This is a genomic window from Stenotrophomonas sp. NPDC078853 (genome assembly GCF_044901215.1).
GTDB classification, from domain to species: domain Bacteria; phylum Pseudomonadota; class Gammaproteobacteria; order Xanthomonadales; family Xanthomonadaceae; genus Stenotrophomonas; species Stenotrophomonas lacuserhaii.
Window position 1 is genome coordinate 99,425 of the sequence record NZ_JBJDOQ010000003.1, and the last position, 18,035, is coordinate 117,459.

At 67.6% G+C, this 18,035-nt stretch carries 12 protein-coding genes, 2 tRNA genes and 1 pseudogene; 8 read left to right on the forward strand and 7 right to left on the reverse strand.

Going from position 1 to position 18,035, the window contains the following annotated elements; translation table 11 throughout:
• Positions 1-16 precede the first annotated feature (16 nt).
• Together phoU and rnt are read left to right on the forward strand one after the other, a co-directional pair.
• On the forward strand, positions 17-721 hold the full coding sequence (phoU, locus tag ACI2JH_RS04375) for a phosphate signaling complex protein PhoU (protein WP_042614352.1): 705 nt from the start codon (positions 17-19) through the stop codon (positions 719-721).
• 115 nt (positions 722-836) lie between these two features.
• Positions 837-1,472, forward strand: coding sequence for a ribonuclease T (gene rnt, locus ACI2JH_RS04380; protein ID WP_372487490.1), 636 nt, complete (start codon positions 837-839; stop codon positions 1,470-1,472).
• A gap of 68 nt (positions 1,473-1,540) precedes the next feature.
• On the opposite strand, the gene ACI2JH_RS04385 is transcribed toward rnt, so the two are convergent.
• From ACI2JH_RS04385 to ACI2JH_RS04395, 3 genes are all read right to left on the reverse strand, one after another.
• Positions 1,541-4,477: a diguanylate cyclase gene (locus ACI2JH_RS04385; protein ID WP_404735619.1), complete on the reverse strand. Its 2,937-nt coding sequence runs from the start codon at positions 4,475-4,477 to the stop codon at positions 1,541-1,543.
• 248 nt (positions 4,478-4,725) lie between these two features.
• The gene (locus tag ACI2JH_RS04390) at positions 4,726-6,138 is read right to left on the reverse strand and encodes an ATP-binding protein (protein ID WP_404735540.1); all 1,413 of its coding nucleotides are present in this window, start codon (positions 6,136-6,138) and stop codon (positions 4,726-4,728) included.
• A complete protein-coding gene (locus ACI2JH_RS04395; RefSeq protein ID WP_042614348.1) occupies positions 6,135-6,863 on the reverse strand; it encodes a response regulator in 729 nt (242 codons plus the stop codon). Before ACI2JH_RS04395 ends, ACI2JH_RS04390 begins: the two co-directional genes overlap by 4 nt.
• A gap of 201 nt (positions 6,864-7,064) precedes the next feature.
• On the opposite strand from ACI2JH_RS04395, the gene ACI2JH_RS04400 reads away from it, so the two are divergent.
• From ACI2JH_RS04400 to ACI2JH_RS04410, 3 genes are read left to right on the forward strand one after another with little or no spacing between them, the layout of a single operon-like run.
• The gene (locus tag ACI2JH_RS04400) at positions 7,065-8,309 is read left to right on the forward strand and encodes an efflux RND transporter periplasmic adaptor subunit (protein WP_404735541.1); all 1,245 of its coding nucleotides are present in this window, start codon (positions 7,065-7,067) and stop codon (positions 8,307-8,309) included.
• Positions 8,306-10,273 (forward strand): MacB family efflux pump subunit, encoded by a 1,968-nt coding sequence (locus ACI2JH_RS04405; protein WP_404735542.1) that lies wholly within the window; start codon positions 8,306-8,308, stop codon positions 10,271-10,273. Before ACI2JH_RS04400 ends, ACI2JH_RS04405 begins: the two co-directional genes overlap by 4 nt.
• 8 nt (positions 10,274-10,281) lie before the next feature.
• A complete protein-coding gene (locus tag ACI2JH_RS04410) occupies positions 10,282-11,712 on the forward strand; it encodes an efflux transporter outer membrane subunit (RefSeq protein ID WP_404735543.1) in 1,431 nt (476 codons plus the stop codon).
• Positions 11,713-11,993: 281 nt separating this feature from the next.
• On the opposite strand, the gene rlmB is transcribed toward ACI2JH_RS04410, so the two are convergent.
• From rlmB to rnr, 3 genes are all read right to left on the reverse strand, one after another.
• Positions 11,994-12,740 carry a 23S rRNA (guanosine(2251)-2'-O)-methyltransferase RlmB gene (gene rlmB / locus ACI2JH_RS04415; protein ID WP_101099975.1) on the reverse strand — a complete coding sequence of 249 codons (747 nt, stop codon included), beginning with the start codon at positions 12,738-12,740 and terminating at the stop codon, positions 11,994-11,996.
• Positions 12,741-12,803: 63 nt separating this feature from the next.
• Complete coding sequence (locus ACI2JH_RS04420; protein WP_404735544.1) at positions 12,804-13,286, reverse strand: GFA family protein; 483 nt, start codon at positions 13,284-13,286, stop codon at positions 12,804-12,806.
• Between the two features lie 58 nt (positions 13,287-13,344).
• Complete coding sequence (rnr, locus tag ACI2JH_RS04425; RefSeq protein ID WP_101099973.1) at positions 13,345-15,816, reverse strand: ribonuclease R; 2,472 nt, start codon at positions 15,814-15,816, stop codon at positions 13,345-13,347.
• Between the two features lie 128 nt (positions 15,817-15,944).
• On the opposite strand from rnr, the gene ACI2JH_RS04430 reads away from it, so the two are divergent.
• Positions 15,945-16,031 (forward strand) — tRNA-Leu (locus ACI2JH_RS04430).
• A 108-nt stretch (positions 16,032-16,139) separates the two neighbouring features.
• Positions 16,140-16,226 (forward strand) — tRNA-Leu (locus tag ACI2JH_RS04435).
• A gap of 43 nt (positions 16,227-16,269) precedes the next feature.
• On the opposite strand, the gene ACI2JH_RS04440 is transcribed toward ACI2JH_RS04435, so the two are convergent.
• Positions 16,270-17,019 carry a sulfite exporter TauE/SafE family protein gene (locus ACI2JH_RS04440; protein WP_404735545.1) on the reverse strand — a complete coding sequence of 250 codons (750 nt, stop codon included), beginning with the start codon at positions 17,017-17,019 and terminating at the stop codon, positions 16,270-16,272.
• Positions 17,020-17,108: 89 nt separating this feature from the next.
• On the opposite strand from ACI2JH_RS04440, the pseudogene ACI2JH_RS04445 reads away from it, so the two are divergent.
• Positions 17,109-18,012, forward strand: a pseudogene (locus ACI2JH_RS04445) (LysR substrate-binding domain-containing protein).
• Positions 18,013-18,035: the final 23 nt, after the last annotated feature.

Genomic DNA, 18,035 nt, shown 5'->3' on the forward strand with positions numbered 1-18,035 from the left:
TTTCGAGAGCATAGACATGAACCTTCCCAACGACCACATCGTCAAGAGTTACGATGAAGAGCAGCAGCGCCTGGTCGCCGAAATCGTGCGCATGGGCGAGATGGCCGTGGCACAGCTCGAGGCGTCGATGGACGTGATCGAGAAGCGCGACGAGAATGCTGCCCGCCGCATCATCGCCAACGACGAAGCCATCGACGCGCTGGAACAGCAGATCAGCCACGACGTCATGCGCCTGTCGCTGCGTGGCCCGATGGCGCGCGACCTGCGCGAGATCCTCGCTGGCCTGCGCATCCCGGCCGACATCGAACGCATCGGCGACTATGCCGCCAACGTGGCCAAGCGCTCCATCGCGCTGGGCAAGGTGCCGCCGCTGCCGCAGATCCAGGGCCTGCGGGCTCTCGGCCGCTTGGCTGCGGTGCAGGTACGCCGGGCCATCGAGGCCTACCGGGACAACGACGTGGAAGCGGCGCTGGCGCTGCGCGAGGACGACGCCCGCCTGGATGCGCAGTACACCGCGCTGTTCCGCGAGCTGCTGACCTACATGATGGAAGACCCGCGCAACATCACCCCCTGCACCCACCTGCTGTTCATGGCCAAGAACCTGGAACGGGTCGGCGACCACGCCACCAACATCGCCGAGAACGTCTGGTTCCTGGTGCATGGCGAACAGCCGCTGCCGCCGCGCGAGAAGCGCGACGAGACCTCCAGCGCTGCGGAGTGATCCCCCCGGCGTGGCAGTGCCCGGAAGCCGAGCCCTGCTCGGCTTTCCTCGTTCATGGCCCCTGGAGGGGGCGACCGGCGGCCTCTGTTAGAATTCGGGTATGACTGACACCCCGCTGCCCCCGCCCGTCGACGCCCCTGCCCCGCCTCCTGCCACGCACCGTGCGATGTCGCAGCGCTTCCGCGGCTTCCTGCCGGTGGTGGTGGACGTGGAAACCGGCGGCTTCGACTGCCGACGCAATGCCCTGCTGGAAATCGCGGCGGTTCCCATCGAAATGGACGACAACGGGCTGCTGTACCCGGGCCAGACGGCCAGCGCGCATGTAGTGCCGGCCGAAGGCCTGGAGATCGATCCCAAGTCGCTGGAGATCACCGGCATCATCCTGGACCACCCGTTCCGGTTGGCCAAGGAAGAGAAGCACGCGCTGGACCACATCTTCACCCCGGTGCGTGCGGCGATGAAGAAGTACGGTTGCCAGCGCGCGATCCTGGTCGGCCATAACGCGCATTTCGACCTGGGATTCGTCAACGCCGCGGTCGAGCGCGTGGGCCACAAGCGCAACCCGTTCCACCCCTTCAGCGTGTTCGACACGGTGACCATGGCCGGCATCGCCTACGGCCAGACCGTACTGGCTCGCGCCGCCACTGCGGCAGGACTCGGTTGGGATGCCGAAGAGGCGCACAGCGCGGTGTATGACACCGAGCAGACCGCCAAACTGTTCTGCACGATCGCCAACGCCTGGCCGCGCTGAGCTGCATTGGAAGCGCGACGACCACCGGTCGTCGCCCACGTGGACGAGCATCGGTTGACCCGAGTGGGTCAGCCGATGCTCGTGCGATCGCGACCGTCGCTCTTGGCGCGGTAAAGCGCGCGGTCGGCGCGCTGGTACAGCAGCTTGGGCGTGCGGTCGGCCGGGTCCAGCTCCACCAGGCCGGCGCTGAAGGTGACCCGCAGGTCCGGGATTCCGGCCCAGTCCGGATGGTCGTGGAACAGCCCGTGCAGGCGAGCGCAGACCTGCGCCGCTTCCTCCAGCCGGGTGTCGTTGAGCAACAGGGCGAACTCTTCACCGCCGGTACGCGCAGGCAGGTCCGAATCGCGGCAGGCGGAGGCCAGCACCTGCGCCACCTCGACCAGCACCGCGTCGCCCACACTGTGCGAATGGCGGTCGTTGACGTTCTTGAAGTGATCCACGTCAAGCACCACCAGGCACAGCGGATGCCCGCTGCGCTGCGAACGGGCGAAGTCACGCGCCATCGTTTCGTCGAAGGCACGGCGGTTCGGCAGGCCGGTCAGCGCATCTTCGCGGGCCTGGCGTTCGAACGCCTCGGACTGCAGTGCCAGCCGGTCCACCAGGTCGCTCTTCTCTGAATTCAACGCCTGCAGGTGCACGGTCTGCGCCTGCAGGTCGCGCGTGGCCTCGTCCACCATGCGCGCCAGGCGGATATTGGAGGTCTTGTAGCGGTTGATCAGGAAACGGTACAGGGCGATCAGCGCGGCCAGCAGCAGCAGCGCCGCCACCGCCTGCACGCTGTGCCGCTGCCACCAGAACGGCTCGATGGTGAACGACCACACCGCTTCACTGTCACTCCAGGCGCCGCCTGGATGCGCCGCCGATACATGCAGGGTGTAATCACCCGGCGGCAGGCCGATGAACTCCACGCTGCGTTGCTGCCCGCGCTCCACCCAGCCACTGTCCAGTCCGTCCAGCCGGGTGCGGTAGCGGATCCGTTCGGACATCAGGTAGCTCAAGCCGACAAAGCTCACCGCCAGCCGTCGCCCGCCTTCGATGCGATTGCGCTCGCTGCCTTCCCAATGGATGGGTGCGCCGTCCACCTGCACGTTCTCGATCGCCGCCGGCGGCGCCAGACGCTCGCGGAAGCGCTGCAGCCGCAACGGATCAACCATGCTCAGGCCACCGGCGGTCACCACCCAGTAGGTGCCGTCCTGGCGCAACAGCGCCGCCGGCCCGGAACTGCCGTTGGCCTGCGAGTTCGCCATCCCGTCGATTTCGTTGTAACGCTCCACGTCCAGGCGCGGGGCGCGGCCGTCGGCCACTTCGTTGAGCATGCCCATGTCGGTACGCAGCACGCCGCGGTTGCTGCTGATCCAGACGTTCCCCACTTTGTCCGGCACCAGCTGGAACACCGTGTCCACCGGCATGCCCTGCTCCAGCCCGACGCGCGAAAGCACGCCGTGCTGATAGCGATAGAGACCGCGGTCGCTGCTGATCCACATCGCATCGCCGATCTGCTGGAACCCGAACACACTGCGCCCCCCGCCCAGTCCGGCCAGGTCGATGTACTGCACGGTATCGCCGCGCAGCACGCGGATGCCTTCGATGGTGCCTATCCACAGGTTGCCGGCGGCATCGTGGGCCAGCGCGGTGATCAATGCGGTCGGCATGCCTTCCATGCGCGGCAGGCTGGCACCCTTCTCATCGATGCGTGCCACGCCCCTCTGGGTACCGGCCCACACCACGCCCTGCGCATCGATGCTGATCGCGCGGATGTTGCCGATAGGCACCCCGTCGACGCTGTCATAGGTGCGTTCGGGATGTCCGCTTTCGTCCAGCCGCATCACCCCGTCACCGAAGGTGCCTACCCATACAGCGCGGTCCCTGCCCTGTGCCAGGCTCAGCACCGATGGGGGCTTGCCGCCCCGGTTATGCAGGATGACCGGTGCGAAACGACCGTCCGCGCCGCGCCGGTCCAGGCCGCTGGCGCTGCCGACCCACAGCGTGCGCTGCGCATCTTCCAGCACCGTGCGCACGTAGTCACCGCTCAGGCCGTCGCGCTCGGTATAGCTGGCGAACAGGGTTTCGCGCAGCCGGTACAGCCCGCCATTGGCGCCGACCCAGATGCTGCCTTCGGCATCCTCGCGCAGGCTCACCACCCGCCCGCCGGGCAGGTTCAGGCCCGCCGGCAGGCGCTCCAGTCCGTGCTGTGAAATGCGCAGCAGGCCCTGGTTCTCCGTACCCAGCCACAGATCGCCGTGGCGATCCTGCAGCATGGCGGTCAGGTGGATCTGCCCTGGCAGGCGATGGACCAGGTGCGGTGTATCGTCCTGCAACCGGTACAGGCTCTCCCCGCCGACGATCCACAGCACCCCATCGGGAGCGCGGTAGGGCCACACCAGACCGCTACCCACGCCCCAGGCGGCTGGCGCGCGCTTGAGCGTGCCATCGGTATCGCGCAGCACCAGGCCGTCCAGGGTTCCGATCCAGACCCGGTCCTGCGCATCGACCACCAGCTTGGTGAAGTTCAGCGCGAACGGCAGATCCTTCGGTGGCGCCTCGTAGACCATCTTCCCGTCCGGCCCCAGATAGCCGATTCCCTTGCCTTCGAACAACAGCCACAGGCGGCCATGGCTGTCCATCTGCATGGCCTGGATGAGAACCTGTGGAGTGTGCTGCTGGCGCTGCCACACGTCCCACTGGCCATCGGTCGAACGCCGGGTGATGTTGCCGCGCGAATCGCTGATCCACAGCCCGCCCTGCCGGTCCACCAGCAGCGAGCCCACGCCGTTGTCGCGCAGGCCGGGGCGCGTGCTGCGGTCGAAGACGGTGAAATCCAGGCCGTTGTAACGCACCAGGCCTTCCCAGGTGGCAAACCACAGGTGGCCTTCGGGGGTCTGGGCGATGTCGCGCAGCGAGTTGTGCGGCAGGCCATTGCGTGAGGTCCATACATCGATGGCGTAGTCGCGCAGCGGCGGCGCGCCGCCGCCGTGCGCGGATGCCGGCAGGCAGCCCACCAGCATCAGCAGCCCCAGCAGCACGTACAGCGCCAGGCGCCGCAAGCCGGCCACGTCTCCATCGCGCCGCCGCGCGATGGCTTGAATCCCCCGGTGCCTCATCGCAGCGCGTCAGCTCCCGACATACGATGGCACCGACGCACGCGCACGCAAGTGCGCCGTGCGCCCTTGCGGGCAGGGGCGGGAACGATCTGGTTCATCGGGTTGACGCTGGGAAGATATGCGCATCATAGGCAAATCCGCGCCCGCCTGTGTCAAGCCCCGCCGCGCGGGGCGGCCATCACCGGCGCCGGCCAGTAAACGACTGCATCCAGACCGCCGCCTGCGCGGTTCTCCAGGCTCACCCGGGCGCCGTCCTTGCCGGCCAGGGCGCGGGCGATGGTCAGGCCCAGTCCGGCCCCGCCGGTTTCCCGCGAACGCGAGGTTTCCAGCCGCACGAAGGGATCGAACACGCTGCGCAGCTCGTCTTCGGCCAGCCCGGGGCCCTGATCGCTGATGCGCACCCGCACGCCCTTGCCATCCCGTTCGGCCCGCACGCTGGCCGACTGCCCGTACATCAGCGCGTTGTCCAGCAGGTTGCTGAAAAGACGGCGCATGGCCAGCGGCCGCAGCATCAGCACCGCGCCACAGCCGCCATCGAAGCGGGCGTCGGCGCCGGCTTCCACGGCATCTTCCACCAGGCTTTCCAGCAGCGAATCCAGGTCCAGCGGCGCCCGCTGTTCGGCGCTTTCGGCGCTGCGCGCCAGCTCCAGCCCTTCGCGGATCAGCGCCTGCATGGCCGCCAGGTCAGCGATCAGGCGCTCGCGCAGGGCTTCGTCTTCCACGTTCTCAAGCCGCAGGCGCAGGCGCGTGACCGGCGTCTGCAGGTCATGGGTGATCGCCGCCAGCATGTGGGTGCGCTCGGCCAGGTGCCGCTGCAGTTGCTGCTGCATGGCATTGAAGGCCTCGGCGGCGCGCTGGACTTCCAGCGGGCCGGTGACCGGCATCGGCTCGCGGTGCAGGTCCTGGCCCAGCTCCTGCGCAGCGCTGGCCAACCGCTGCAGCGGCGCACTGGCCATCCGCGCGACGGCATACGCCAGCACGGCGATGGCCAGCACCAGCAGGCTCAGGAACAGCGGATCCACTGCCAGCACGCCGTTGTGCGCCACTGCAGGCGATTCCAGCGCCAGCGCCAGCGCGGTGCCATCGGACAGGGTCAACTGCACTGCGCGGCAACGCGGTGGGATGAAGGCCGGATCGCGCTCGCGCGGCGGCCGGTTGCGGTGCTTGTCCTTGTCCGGCGGCGGCAGCAGGTCTTCCATGCGCGGCAGGCAGGCCCGGAAGGAAGTGAAATGCACCGACGCACTGGCCACCGGACCGGGGCGCGCCGCCAGCACGTCCATCAACGCGCTGTCCGCCCTGCCCTGGCGGGCACCGGGCAGCAGCACGCGCACGCTGGGACCGCCCGCCGCCAGCAGCCGCTCGCGCAGTTCCGGATTGCCGTCCAGCAGGTTCACGTAGCCCTGCAGGCGGTCGGCGATGCGGGTCAGGTTCTGCCGTTCGAACTCCTGCTGCCGCTTGGCGCCGGCCAGCAAGGTCGCGCCGATCGCCGCCACGCTCATGCCCAGCAGCAGGATCACGAACAGCCGGCCCACCATCGAAGACAGGAAGCGGCGCAGCCGGCTCATTCCAGCGTCACCGCCGCAGCCAGCACATAGCCTTCGTTGCGCACGGTCTTGATCAGGCCATCAGGGCCACCGTCATCGGCCAGCTTGTTGCGCAGGCGGCTGACCTGCAGGTCGATCGCGCGGTCCTGCGATTCGTAGTTGCGCCCGGTACTGAGGGCGACCAGCTGTTCGCGCGAGAGCACCTTGTTGGCGTGCCCGACGAATACCCGCAGCAGGCGGAACTCAGCACCGGACAGCACCACCACGCGACCATCGGGATCGACCAGGTGGCGGTGTTCGAGGTCGAAGATCCAGCGCGAGAAGCGCGCACGGCGGATCGCCAGCGGCTCCAGGTTGGCCGGCAACGCTTCGGTCCTGCGCAGCACGTTGCGGATGCGCGCCAGCAGCTCACGCGGTTCGAACGGCTTGGCCAGGTAATCGTCGGCCCCCATTTCCAGCCCCAGCACGCGATCGATGGGTTCGGCGCGTGCAGTGAGCATGATCACCGGCGTGGCCGAGCGTGCGCGCAGGTCGCGGCAGAGGGTCAGCCCATCCTCGCGCGGAAGGTTCAGGTCCAGCACGATCAGGTCGACATGCTCGCGCTCCAGTACCTGGCGCATGCCCGCGCCATCGGCGGCGGTGCTGACCTGGTAGCCGGCGCGACCGAGCTGCTCGGCCAGCAGGCTGCGGATGTCGTTGTCGTCATCGACGATGAGCAGGCGGTGCATCGGGTGGGTGGTCTCCATGGCGGCATCATCCCCTGTCGGCAGCTGAACCGCACTTGGGCCAATGCGTTGCAGTGTATCCAGTGGCATACGCGATACACGGTGAAACACGCTTGATGCCGCCATGTTACACACGGACACACGTTGAGGATTGAGCCTGCGGGCAAACGGTTCGCACAATGAACACGATGCCGCTGGACGGCCTGTCGAGTACACCCCACCGTGAATTTCCGCCTGCTGCCCAAGACCCGCCGCGGTCGTCTGTTGCTGTCACTGCTGGTCATCGTGTTGCTCGCCGCGATTGCCTGGTGGCTGCTGCGCAAGCCCGCTGCACCGACGCTGGCCACGTCCCCGGTGACCCGCGCCGACGTAGAGCAGACGGTGGACGCCACCGGGGTCATCGACGCCTACCGGCTGGTCAGCGTCGGCGCGCAGGCCTCCGGCCAGGTGCGCTCGCTGAAGGTCCAGCTCGGCGATACGGTGAAGGAAGGCGAGTTGATCGCCGAGATCGACGCCACCACCCAGCAGAACACCGTGCTCAAGGCCGAAGCCACCCTGCAGCAGCAGCGCGCGCAGTTGGCGGTGCAGCAGGCCAGCCTGCGCCAGGCCGAACTGGACTTCGCCCGCCAGCAGCAGATGCTCGCCGCCGAAGCCACGTCGCGGCAGGAATACGACGCCGCCGAAGCCACGCTGAAGACCGCCCGCGCGCAGATCCAGGCCAACCAGGCGCAGATCAAGGGCAGCGAAACCGAAGTCGCCACCGCGCGTGCCGACCTGGCCTACACCCGCATCACCGCGCCAATGGATGGCACGGTGGTGGCGGTGGTGACCGAAGAAGGCCGCACCGTGAATGCCAACCAGACCGCACCGACCATCGTGATGCTGGCGCGGCTGGATCTGGTGACGGTCAATGCGGAGATCTCCGAAGCCGACGTGGTCAAGATCAAGCCGGGCATGCCGGTGTACTTCACCACGCTGGGCGAACCGGACCGCAGGTACCACGCCACGCTGCGCCAGGTGAATCCGGCGCCGGCATCGATCGCCAACGAGAGCTCGTCCAGCTCCAGCAGTTCATCCAGTTCGAGCTCCAGCACGGCGGTCTACTACAACGCGCTGTTCGACGTTGAAAACCCCGATGGCACCCTGCGCATCGACATGACCGCGCAGGTTTCGGTACTGCTGAAGCAGGCCAAAGGCGCGCTGACCGTGCCATCGGTCGCGCTGGGGCCGAAGACCCGTGATGGCCAGCAGGTGGTGCGCGTGGTCGGTGAAGACGGCCAGCCGCAGCCGCGCCGGGTCAAGGTGGGGATCAACAACGGCGCCAATGCCGAGATCCTGTCCGGGCTGGCCGAAGGCGAGCGCGTGGTGGTCGGCGAAGGCGGCTCGGCCAGCGCCTCGACCTCGTCCAACCGTGCCCCCGGCATGCGCATGGGTCCGGGCATGGGCGGCGGCGGGCCGCGCCGATGAGCACGCCGGCCGCTTCCACCGTGCTGCTGCGGCTGCGCGACCTGCGCCGCGAATTCCCGGCCGGCGAAGACACCATCGCCGTGCTGCGCGAGGTCAACCTGGACATCCATGCCGGTGAGATGGTCGCCATCGTCGGCCAGTCCGGCTCCGGCAAGTCGACGCTGATGAACATCCTGGGCTGCCTGGACCGCCCTACCCGCGGCAGTTACCAGGTGGCCGGCCGCGAGACCGGTCGCATGGACCCGGATGAACTGGCGGAACTGCGCCGCGAGCATTTCGGCTTCATCTTCCAGCGCTACCACCTGCTCGGCGACGTGGATGCGCGTGGCAACGTGGAAGTGCCGGCCATCTATGCTGGCAACCCGAGCGAACAGCGCAGCGCGCGTGCGGTGCAGCTGCTGCAACGCCTGGGGCTGGGTGATCGCATGCAGCACAAGCCGGGACAGTTGTCCGGTGGCCAGCAGCAGCGCGTGTCCATCGCGCGCGCGCTGATGAACGGCGGCGAGGTGATCCTGGCCGACGAACCCACCGGCGCACTGGATACGCGTTCCGGCGAAGAAGTGATGGGCATCCTGGGCGAGCTGCATGCCGAAGGCCACACCATCATCATCGTCACCCACGACATGAGCGTGGCCGAGCACGCCCAGCGCATCATCGAAATCCGCGACGGCGAGATCATCGCCGACCGCATCAACGAGAAGGCGCCGGCCTACCGTGCGCAGCGCGCGCCAAGCATCGATGCCGGCAAGGGAAACAGCTGGCGTGCGGCCCGCGACCGCTTCACCGAAGCCTTCCGCATGGCCCTGCTGGCCATGAACGCGCACCGCCTGCGCACCTTCCTGACCATGCTCGGCATCATCATCGGCATCGCCTCGGTAGTGTCGGTGGTGGCACTGGGCAATGGCTCGCAACAGCAGATCCTGCAGAACATCAGTTCGCTGGGCACCAACACCATCGATGTCTATCCGGGACGTGGCTTCGGTGACATGCGTTCGGCGCGGGTGCAGACGCTCAAGGCCAGCGACGCCGATGCGCTGGCCGGGCAGAGCTACGTGGACAGCGCCACGCCCAGCGTCTCCACCTCGGTGACCGCACGTTACCGCAACCTGTCGGCGACCGCGTCGGTGAGCGGCGTGGGCGAGCAGTTCTTCCGGGTGAAAGGGGTGAGCCTGGTCAGTGGCAGCTTCTTCGATACCGAAGCGGTGAAGTCACTGGCGCAGGTCGCGGTGATCGACGAAAACACCAGGACCCAGTTCTTCCCGGACAGCGACCCGATCGGCCAGGTGATCCTGCTCGGCAACGTGCCGGCGCGCGTGGTCGGGGTGGCAAAACGGCAGAGTTTCGGCTTTGGCGGCAGCACCAGCCTGAGTGTCTGGGTGCCACACACCACGGCGATGTCGCGCATGCTGGGCCAGAACCATGTGTCCAGCATCACCGTGCGGGTGAAGGACGATACGCCGATGGACGCCGCCCAGTCGGCGATCACCAACGTGCTGACGATGCGCCACGGCACCGAAGATTTCTTCCTGAGCAACAGCGCGGAAATCCGCGAGACCATCGAGCAGACCACCCGCACGATGACCCTGCTGATCGGCGCGATTGCCGCCATTGCGCTGCTGGTCGGCGGCATCGGAGTGATGAACATCATGCTGGTGTCGGTGACCGAGCGGACCCGCGAGATCGGCGTGCGGATGGCCGTGGGGGCGCGCCAGAGTGACATCCGCCAGCAGTTCCTGATCGAAGCGGTGCTGGTCTGCCTGCTGGGCGGGCTGATCGGCGTCAGCCTCGCGCTGGCGCTGGGCTGGGCGTTCGGAAGGTTCTCCAACGATTTCCAGATGGTGTTCTCCACCGGGTCCATCATTGCTGCCTTTGCCTGTTCCACCCTGATCGGCGTGGCCTTCGGCTTCCTGCCCGCGCGCAGTGCCGCGCAGCTGGATCCGGTCGACGCGCTGGCCCGCGAATGAGGATCCCCATGACCCGTTCCTACTCGATGCCTTCGCGCCTGCTGCTGGCCGCTTCGCTGCTCGCCGCGCTGGCCGGCTGCGCCACGGCGGGCCGTTACCCGGTGCAGGACGCCGCGGTTCCCGCCCGCTATGGCACCGCCGGCCTCGGCACGGCCGATGCAGCACCGCTGAGCGGACTGGACCAGCCTCGTCCGGATGTACGCGCCGATGCCTGGTGGACCGGCTTCGGTGATGCCGGGCTGGACCGCCTGGTCAGCCGCGTACTGGACGCCAACAACGACCTCGCCGTGGCCGGGCTGAACGTGCAACGGGCCCGCCTGCAGGCAGGCCTGGCGCGCAATGCGCTGTGGCCGGATCCGTCCCTGTCCGGCATCAGCACCAGCACGGCGCGGCCGATCGACCGCAGTGCGGACTGGCAGCGTACGGGCGATTACAGCACCGGCGTTTCGCTGCAGTGGGAAGTGGACCTGTGGGGCAGACTGCGCACCCAGCGTGACATCGCGGTGTGGTCGGCGCAGGCCAGCGAGGAAGACCGGCAGAACACCGCGCTGATCGCCATCGGCGATGCGGTCAACTACTACTGGAACCTCGCCTATCTCAACCAGTCCATCGCCGCAGGCGCGGAGGACCTCGCGCGCCTGCAGCGCACCCTGGAACTGGTGCAGGCGCGGCTGGATGCCGGCGCGGCATCGGGCAGGGAAGTGCGCCAGGCCCGGCAGAGCCTTGAAGCCCAACGTGCGGGGCAATCGGCGCTGGAACAGCAGCGGGTGGAGGCACGCAACGCGCTGACCGTGCTGCTGGATGGCCAACCGTGGCCGCAGGCGGAGGAGCCGCAGAGCCTGGCCGGCGCCAGCAGCCCGTCGCTGCAGGCCGGCCTGCCAGCCGAGCTGCTGGCGCGCCGGCCGGACCTGCGCGCGGCCGAACTGCGCCTGCGCAACAGCCTCAAGCAGATCCACGTGACGGCCACCAGCTACTACCCGACGCTGAGCCTGAACGGCGGCATCGGCACCAGCGGTCCGAACCTGGGCGATGTGCTGCGCAATCCGGTGGCTACGCTGGGCGCCGGACTTGCCCTTCCCTTCCTCAACCTGCAGCGTGCGCAGTTGGACACGGATGTGGCCGGCACGGACTACCAGATCGCCGCCACTACGTTCCGCAAGACGCTGTATACCGCGCTTTCCGAAGTGGACAATGCGCTGTCCGCACGTGACCAGCTGGCCATCCAGATGGCCGCATCGCAAGCCTCGTTCAACGAGGCGGTGGCAGTGGAGCGGGCCGAAGAAGTGCGTTACCGGGTCGGTGCGACCGACCTGCGCGATTGGCTGCTGGCGCAGCAGACCCGGCGCCAGGCCGAGCTGTCACTGGCGCGCGTGCGGCAGAGCCAGCTGGCCAATGACGTCACGCTGTTCAAAGCACTGGGAGGCAGCGCAGGCGGGTAGTACGGCCGCTGGCCGTCAGGCTTTCCGCCTTGGTGGGTGACCACCCGCTTTGGTGGGTGACGACCTGCCCTTGTGGGTGACGACCGTTGGTCGTCACGCTGTTGCTGCGTTACCGCTGCGCTCGCCGAGCATGGCTCGGCGCTACCCTCCTGGCGCTGGTAGTGACGGCCGCTGGCCGTCAGGCTTTCCGCCCTTGTGGGTGACGACCGTTGGTCGTCACGCTGTTGCTGCGTTACCGCTGCGCTCGCCGAGCATGGCTCGGCGCTACCGGGTACGGCGGCTCAGCCGCGCTGGCGTACCACTTCGAACAGGCTCACGCCGGTGGCGACCGACACGTTCAGGCTTTCGATCTCGCCCGGCATCGGGATCTTGACCAGCCCGTCGCAGTTCTCGCGGGTCAGCCGGCGCAGGCCGTCCGCCTCGCCACCCAGCACCAGCGCGATGTTGCCCTTCAGGTCCAGGTCGTACAGCGAGGCGGTCGCTTCACCGGCCAGGCCGTAGATCCACACACCCTGCTTCTGCAGGTCCTTCAGGCAGCGCGACAGGTTGGTCACCGCGACCACCGGGATACGGTCGGCCGCGCCGGCCGAGGTCTTGCGCACGGTGGCGTTCACCGTCGCCGACTTGTCCTTCGGAATGATCACCGCAGTGGCACCGGCCGCCGCCGCACTGCGCAGGCAGGCACCGAGGTTGTGCGGATCCTGCACTTCATCCAGCACCAGCAGCAGCGCCTTGCCCTCGGCAGCTTCCACCAGCGCTTCCAGCTCGTTTTCGTTGTAGGTGCGCGCAGCGGCATAGCGTGCGGCAACGCCCTGGTGACGCACCGACCCACCGACACCGTCCAGCGCCTGGCTGTTCACCTTGCGCACATCGATGCCCTTGCGGCGGGCATTCTCTTCGATCTCGACCAGCCGCGGGTTCTTCGCGCCTGCTTCGACCAGCACCTCGCGGACGTTCTCGGCATCGTTTTCGATGGAGGAAGCGACGGCGTTGACGCCGACAATCCACTGGCTGCTCTTGCTGCTCATGCTCGGCGTGACCGGTAAGGGGGGTGGGTATGGTAGAGCATCGGCCGCGCCGGCGCAGGCACCTCAGCGACTCTGCGGGGGCCAGTGCGGCGTGTCATGGTCCGGATGCTGGTGGGAGACCAGCCGGGCCAGGAACTCCAGCGCCTCCACGTCCTGCTCGGTACGCGAGGACGGCAATGCGCCCAGCGCATCGATGAACGGCAGCCGCGCTTCCATGCCGTACTGGCGCACCGGCGGCAGCCGCACAGGCTGGTCGAAGGCCCCGGCGGCGATGGCCATTCCGTCCGGCGCTTCGTAGGTGAGCGGGGTTCCGCACTGGTTGCAGAAGCCGCGCCGCACCAGGTTGGACGACTGGAAGTGGCTGGGCTGGCCACGGGTCCAGCTGAACTGCGCGCCGCGCACTGAAACCAACGGCGCGTAGTACGCACCGAAGGCTTTCTGGCACATCCGGCAGTGGCATATCGAGCTGTCCTTCAGCTCACCGCGGACTTCGAAGCGGACGGCGCCACACTGGCAGCCGCCGCTGTGTTCGGGTTGGCCCTGCATGGTGTTCGCCTCCCTCTGCAGCAGACGCCGGGCAGGACCCGGCGCTACCCGCGTCTTCTCAGTACTTCTTCTTGGTGCGCTTGGCCGGTTTGCCGTGCTCGGGCAATGGTGCCGCGCGCGGCGCTTCTTCTTCCTCGCCCTTGTGCTCGACCAGGCGGAAGTCGATCTTGCGCTCTTCCATGCTCGCCTTCAGCACCAGTACGCGCACGCTGTCGCCCAAGCGGTAGCTGGTGCCACGACGCTCGCCACCGAGCGTCTTACGCACCGCATCGAACTTGTAATAGTCATGCGGCAGCTGGGTGACATGCACCAGGCCCTGCACCTTGGAATCGGTCAATTCAACGAAAAGACCAAAGCTGGTGACGCCGCTGATCACGCCTTCGAACTGGCCACCGACGTGCTTTTCCATCCACGCGGCGCGGTAACGCTCGTCCACTTCGCGTTCGGCTTCGTCGGCACGGCGCTCGCGCTCGGAACACTGCAGCGCCAGCGCGGCCATTTCGCGCGCGGTGTAGGTGTACTTGTCCACGCGTGCACCAGTCAGCGCGTGCTTGATGGCGCGGTGCACCAGCAGGTCGGGGTAACGACGGATCGGCGAGGTGAAGTGCGCGTACGCCTCCAACGCCAGCCCGAAGTGCCCGTTGTTGTCCGGGCTGTACACGGCCAGGCTCTGGCTGCGCAGCAGCACCGATTCCAGCAGGGCGGCGTCGGGGCGATCGCGGATCTTCTTCAGCAGCTTGGTGTAGTCGCCCGGCACCACCTTCGACCACGGCGGCAGGCTCAGCTTGAACTCCTTGAGGAATTCCAGCAGGTCGGCGAACTTGGTCTCCGGCGGCTTTTCATGCACGCGATACGGTGCCGGCACGCCATGGCCGAGCAGGTAACGCGCGGCCTCCACGTTGGCGGCGATCATGCATTCTTCGATCAGCTTGTGCGCGTCGTTGCGCACCAGCATGCCGGCCTGGGTGACCTCGCCGGTGTTGTCCAGCACGAAGCGCACTTCGCTGGATTCGAACTCGATCGCACCGCGCTTGCTGCGCGCCTTGGCCAACACGTGGTACAGCTGGTACAGGCGCTCCACCTGCGGCAGCAGCGGACCGATCACCGCCTTGGCGCCGGCATCGTCCTCGCCAACCGCCTGCCACACCTGGGTGTAGGTCAGGCGCGCGTGCGAGTTCATCACCGCTTCGTAGAATTTCGAGCTGCTGACCTGGCCGTCGCGGTCCACCTGCATGTCGCAGACAAAGCACATGCGGTCGACCTTGGGCATCAGCGAGCAGATGCCGTTGGACAGCGTTTCCGGCAGCATCGGCACCACGAAACCCGGGAAATACACCGAGGTGGCGCGCTTCTGCGCTTCGTCGTCCAGCGGCGTACCGGGACGCACGTAGTTGGAGACATCGGCGATGGCCACCACCAGCCTGAAGCCGTTGGCATTGGGTTCGCAGTAGACCGCGTCGTCGAAGTCCTTGGCATCCTCGCCATCGATGGTGACCAGCGGGGTGCTGCGCAGGTCCACGCGGTTGCCGATCATCGCCGGTTCGACCACCAGCGGAACCGAGGCGGCTTCATCGAGCACTTCCTGCGGGAATTCGAACGGCAGTTCGTGGCCGTGGATGGCCGTTTCCACCACCAGCGAAGCGGTCAGCTTGTCGCCGAGCACGGCGATGATGCGGCCGATCGGCGGACGGCGGCTGTCCGGGGCCTGGGTCAGTTCGCACACCACCAGCTGTCCATCGCGCGCGCCACCGGTGTGGTCCGGCGGTACCTGCACATTGCGCTGGATGCGCTTGTCATCGGGCACCACGTAATTGATGCCCATCTCCACGCTGAAGCGGCCGATCAGGCGGGTCATGCCGCGCTCAAGCACGCGGGCGATGCTGCCCTCGCGGCGGCCGCGGTGATCGATGCCGGTCACGTTGGCCAGCACTTTGTCACCGTGCATGACCTTGCGCATTTCATAGGGTGGCAGGAACAGGTCGTCGCCGCCTTCCACCGGGCGCAGGAAGCCGAAGCCTTCCGGATTGGCGATCACCACGCCGGTCACCAGGTTCAGCGCCTGGATCGGGGCGAAGCCACCGCGGCGGTTCTGCACCAGCTGGCCATCGCGGACCATCGCGCCCAGTCGGCGCGACAGCGCTTCGGCGCGATCCGGTGCGGTCAGGCCCAGGCGGGCGCCGACTTCCTCGGCGGTCTGTGGCCCTTCGCAGCGTTCAAGCAAGGCCAGGATGGCCTCGCGGCTGGCGATGGGCTGTTCGTATTTTTCCGCTTCGCGGGCGGCATGCGGATCATCCACCGGTGCGCCCAGCGGCGGCAACGGACGGCGACCGCGCGGGCCGGACGGGGGCGGGCCGCGGCGGCCTGCGCCACGCGGCGCGGCAGCCGCACCGGCGCTTCCACCGGTCAGGGTTTCCGGCATCCACGGCGGCAGGCTCTTCTTCTTCGGGCCCTTCGGCGATCCGGCGGGGGCGCCCTGGGGCGGCGATGTGCGGGAGCTCTTCCCGCCCTTGCTTGGTTTTTTGGTGTTCATCGCCCTCCATGGTAGCCGCTGCGGGCGTGCAGAACGGGTCATGGCCGGGCGTAAATGAATGGCGGCCCTTTTTTCAAGAAAACCGTTGACAAGCGCCTCTCTCGTGTTCAAAATCGCCCTTTCTGCAAGCCCAGATGGCGGAATTGGTAGACGCACTAGCTTCAGGTGCTAGCGGGGGCAACTTCGTGGAGGTTCGAGTCCTCTTCTGGGCACCAAAACAAACAACCCCCGCGCAAGCGGGGGTTTTTTGTTGGGCGCGATGAAACGCCTGAAAAACAGGGTTGACAGCCTCTTCACGCCTCTGCATAATTCGCTCCCTCGATGCCCAGGTGGCGGAATTGGTAGACGCACTAGCTTCAGGTGCTAGCGGGGGCAACTTCGTGGAGGTTCGAGTCCTCTCCTGGGCACCATCGATGAAAAAAACCCCGCTGATGCGGGGTTTTTTTTGCCTTCTCATCCGATCCACGGACGCACCACCAGCTCGATTCCCAGCAGCAGCAGGAAGCCGAGGAAGCACAGCCGGAACGCGCGCGCGCTGATCCGCCCGCGGATCTTCTGCCCCAGCCACATTCCCGCCAGCGCCGGTACGATTGCCAGCGCGCTCAGCCCCAACTGCTGCACACCGAACGCGCCGTGCACCAGCAGCCCGGTGGTCAGCGAGATCGTGGATACGGTGAACGCCAGGCCCAGCGCCTGCACCAGCTCGTCGCGATCCAGCCCGAGCGATTGCAGGTACGGCACGGCCGGCATCACGAACACCCCGGTGGCGCCGGTGACCAGGCCGGATATCGCACCGACCAGCGGCGAAAGCCAGCGCTCCTTGCGCGGCGGCACGCGGAAGGCCGGCGCGAACGCGGAGTACAGGGCATACACGACCAGCGCCACGCCCAGTGCCAGGCCGGACCAGCGCGCCTGCACCCGCACCAGCAGCGCCGCGCCGGCCACGGTGGCCACCACCACGCCCAGCATCATCGGCCACAGCCGACGCACGATGCGCCCGATCGACGGCCCGGCCAGGATCTGCCACGCGTTGGTGACCAGCGTCGGCACGAACAGCATCGAGGCGGCGGCCACCGGTGAAAGCGCGCTGCCGAGCAGGCCCATCGCGACAGTCGGCAGGCCCATGCCGGTCACGCCCTTGACCACGCCGGCCAACACGAACACCACCACCAACAGGAAATAGAAGTAGAGCGAATCGTTCATTCCCTCATTAGGACCTGCCACCCGCCTGCGGCACAATGCGGCCTGGATGAGCGAGCCTTCGGCTGGGCCGAAGGCAGGGAGCAGCGGATATGCGAATGGACCTGGCCGACCTGCGCCTGTTCCTGATGGTGGTTGAAGCCGGCAGCATCACCGCAGGCGCCGAACGCGCGCACCTTGCACTGGCCTCGACCAGCGAACGGCTGCGCACGATGGAGGCCGAAGCGGGCATCGCCCTGCTGACCCGCCACCCGCGCGGGGTCACCACCACCGAGGCAGGTGAAGCCCTCGCCCACCATGCACGGCTGATGCTGCGCCAGCAGTCGCTGCTGCGCGAAGAACTGCAGGAGTTCGCCAGCGGTGCGCGTGGCACCCTGCATCTGTATGCCAACACCGGCGCACTCACCACCTTCCTGCCGGGCCGGCTGGCGCCCTGGATGGCTGCGCGACCGCGCCTGCACGTGGACCTGAAGGAACGCACCAGCAAGGAGATCGTGCGCGCGGTACGCGGCGGACAGGCCGAGGCCGGTATCACCTCCGATGCGGTGGACAGCGCCCCGCTGCAGCTGCAGCCGGTGGCCGGTGGCCGATGATCCGCTGCTGCTGATCGTGCCGCCCAACCACCGCCTCGCGGCCCGCACCGCGATCCGCTTCGCCGAGGTACTGGGCGATACCTTCGTCGCCCTCGCCGATGGCAACGCGCTGCAGGAACACATCGAAGACAACGCGCGTACGCTCGGCCGCAGCCTTTCACCGCGCATCCGCATGAAGACCTTCGAAGGCGTGTGCGAGATGGTCGGCCACGGTATCGGCATCGGCATCGTGCCGCGCTCGATCTGCCGGCAGCATCGGCGCCGTTACCGCTTCCACGCCATCGCGCTGGAAGATGCCTGGGCGCGCCGCAAGCTGAGCCTGTGCTTCGTCCGCTGGAACGGCCTTTCACGCTCGATGCAGAGCCTGCTGCTGCACCTCGGCGGGCACGCCGTGGAGGACTGACGAGGTGGCGTCACTGGAATGCA

Bases quoted from the DNA above. Each gene is read 5' to 3' on its own strand.
- phoU (WP_042614352.1), top strand. From the start codon at position 17: ATGAACCTTCCCAACGACCACATCGTCAAGAGTTACGATGAAGAGCAG.
- ACI2JH_RS04385 (WP_404735619.1), bottom strand. From the start codon at position 4,477: ATGCTGGTGGGCTGCCTGCCGGCATCCGCGCACGGCGGCGGCGCGCCG.
- ACI2JH_RS04390 (WP_404735540.1), bottom strand. From the start codon at position 6,138: ATGAGCCGGCTGCGCCGCTTCCTGTCTTCGATGGTGGGCCGGCTGTTC.
- ACI2JH_RS04395 (WP_042614348.1), bottom strand. From the start codon at position 6,863: ATGGAGACCACCCACCCGATGCACCGCCTGCTCATCGTCGATGACGAC.
- ACI2JH_RS04405 (WP_404735542.1), top strand. From the start codon at position 8,306: ATGAGCACGCCGGCCGCTTCCACCGTGCTGCTGCGGCTGCGCGACCTG.
- ACI2JH_RS04410 (WP_404735543.1), top strand. From the start codon at position 10,282: ATGACCCGTTCCTACTCGATGCCTTCGCGCCTGCTGCTGGCCGCTTCG.
- rlmB (WP_101099975.1), bottom strand. From the start codon at position 12,740: ATGAGCAGCAAGAGCAGCCAGTGGATTGTCGGCGTCAACGCCGTCGCT.
- ACI2JH_RS04420 (WP_404735544.1), bottom strand. From the start codon at position 13,286: ATGCAGGGCCAACCCGAACACAGCGGCGGCTGCCAGTGTGGCGCCGTC.
- rnr (WP_101099973.1), bottom strand. From the start codon at position 15,816: ATGAACACCAAAAAACCAAGCAAGGGCGGGAAGAGCTCCCGCACATCG.
- ACI2JH_RS04440 (WP_404735545.1), bottom strand. From the start codon at position 17,019: ATGAACGATTCGCTCTACTTCTATTTCCTGTTGGTGGTGGTGTTCGTG.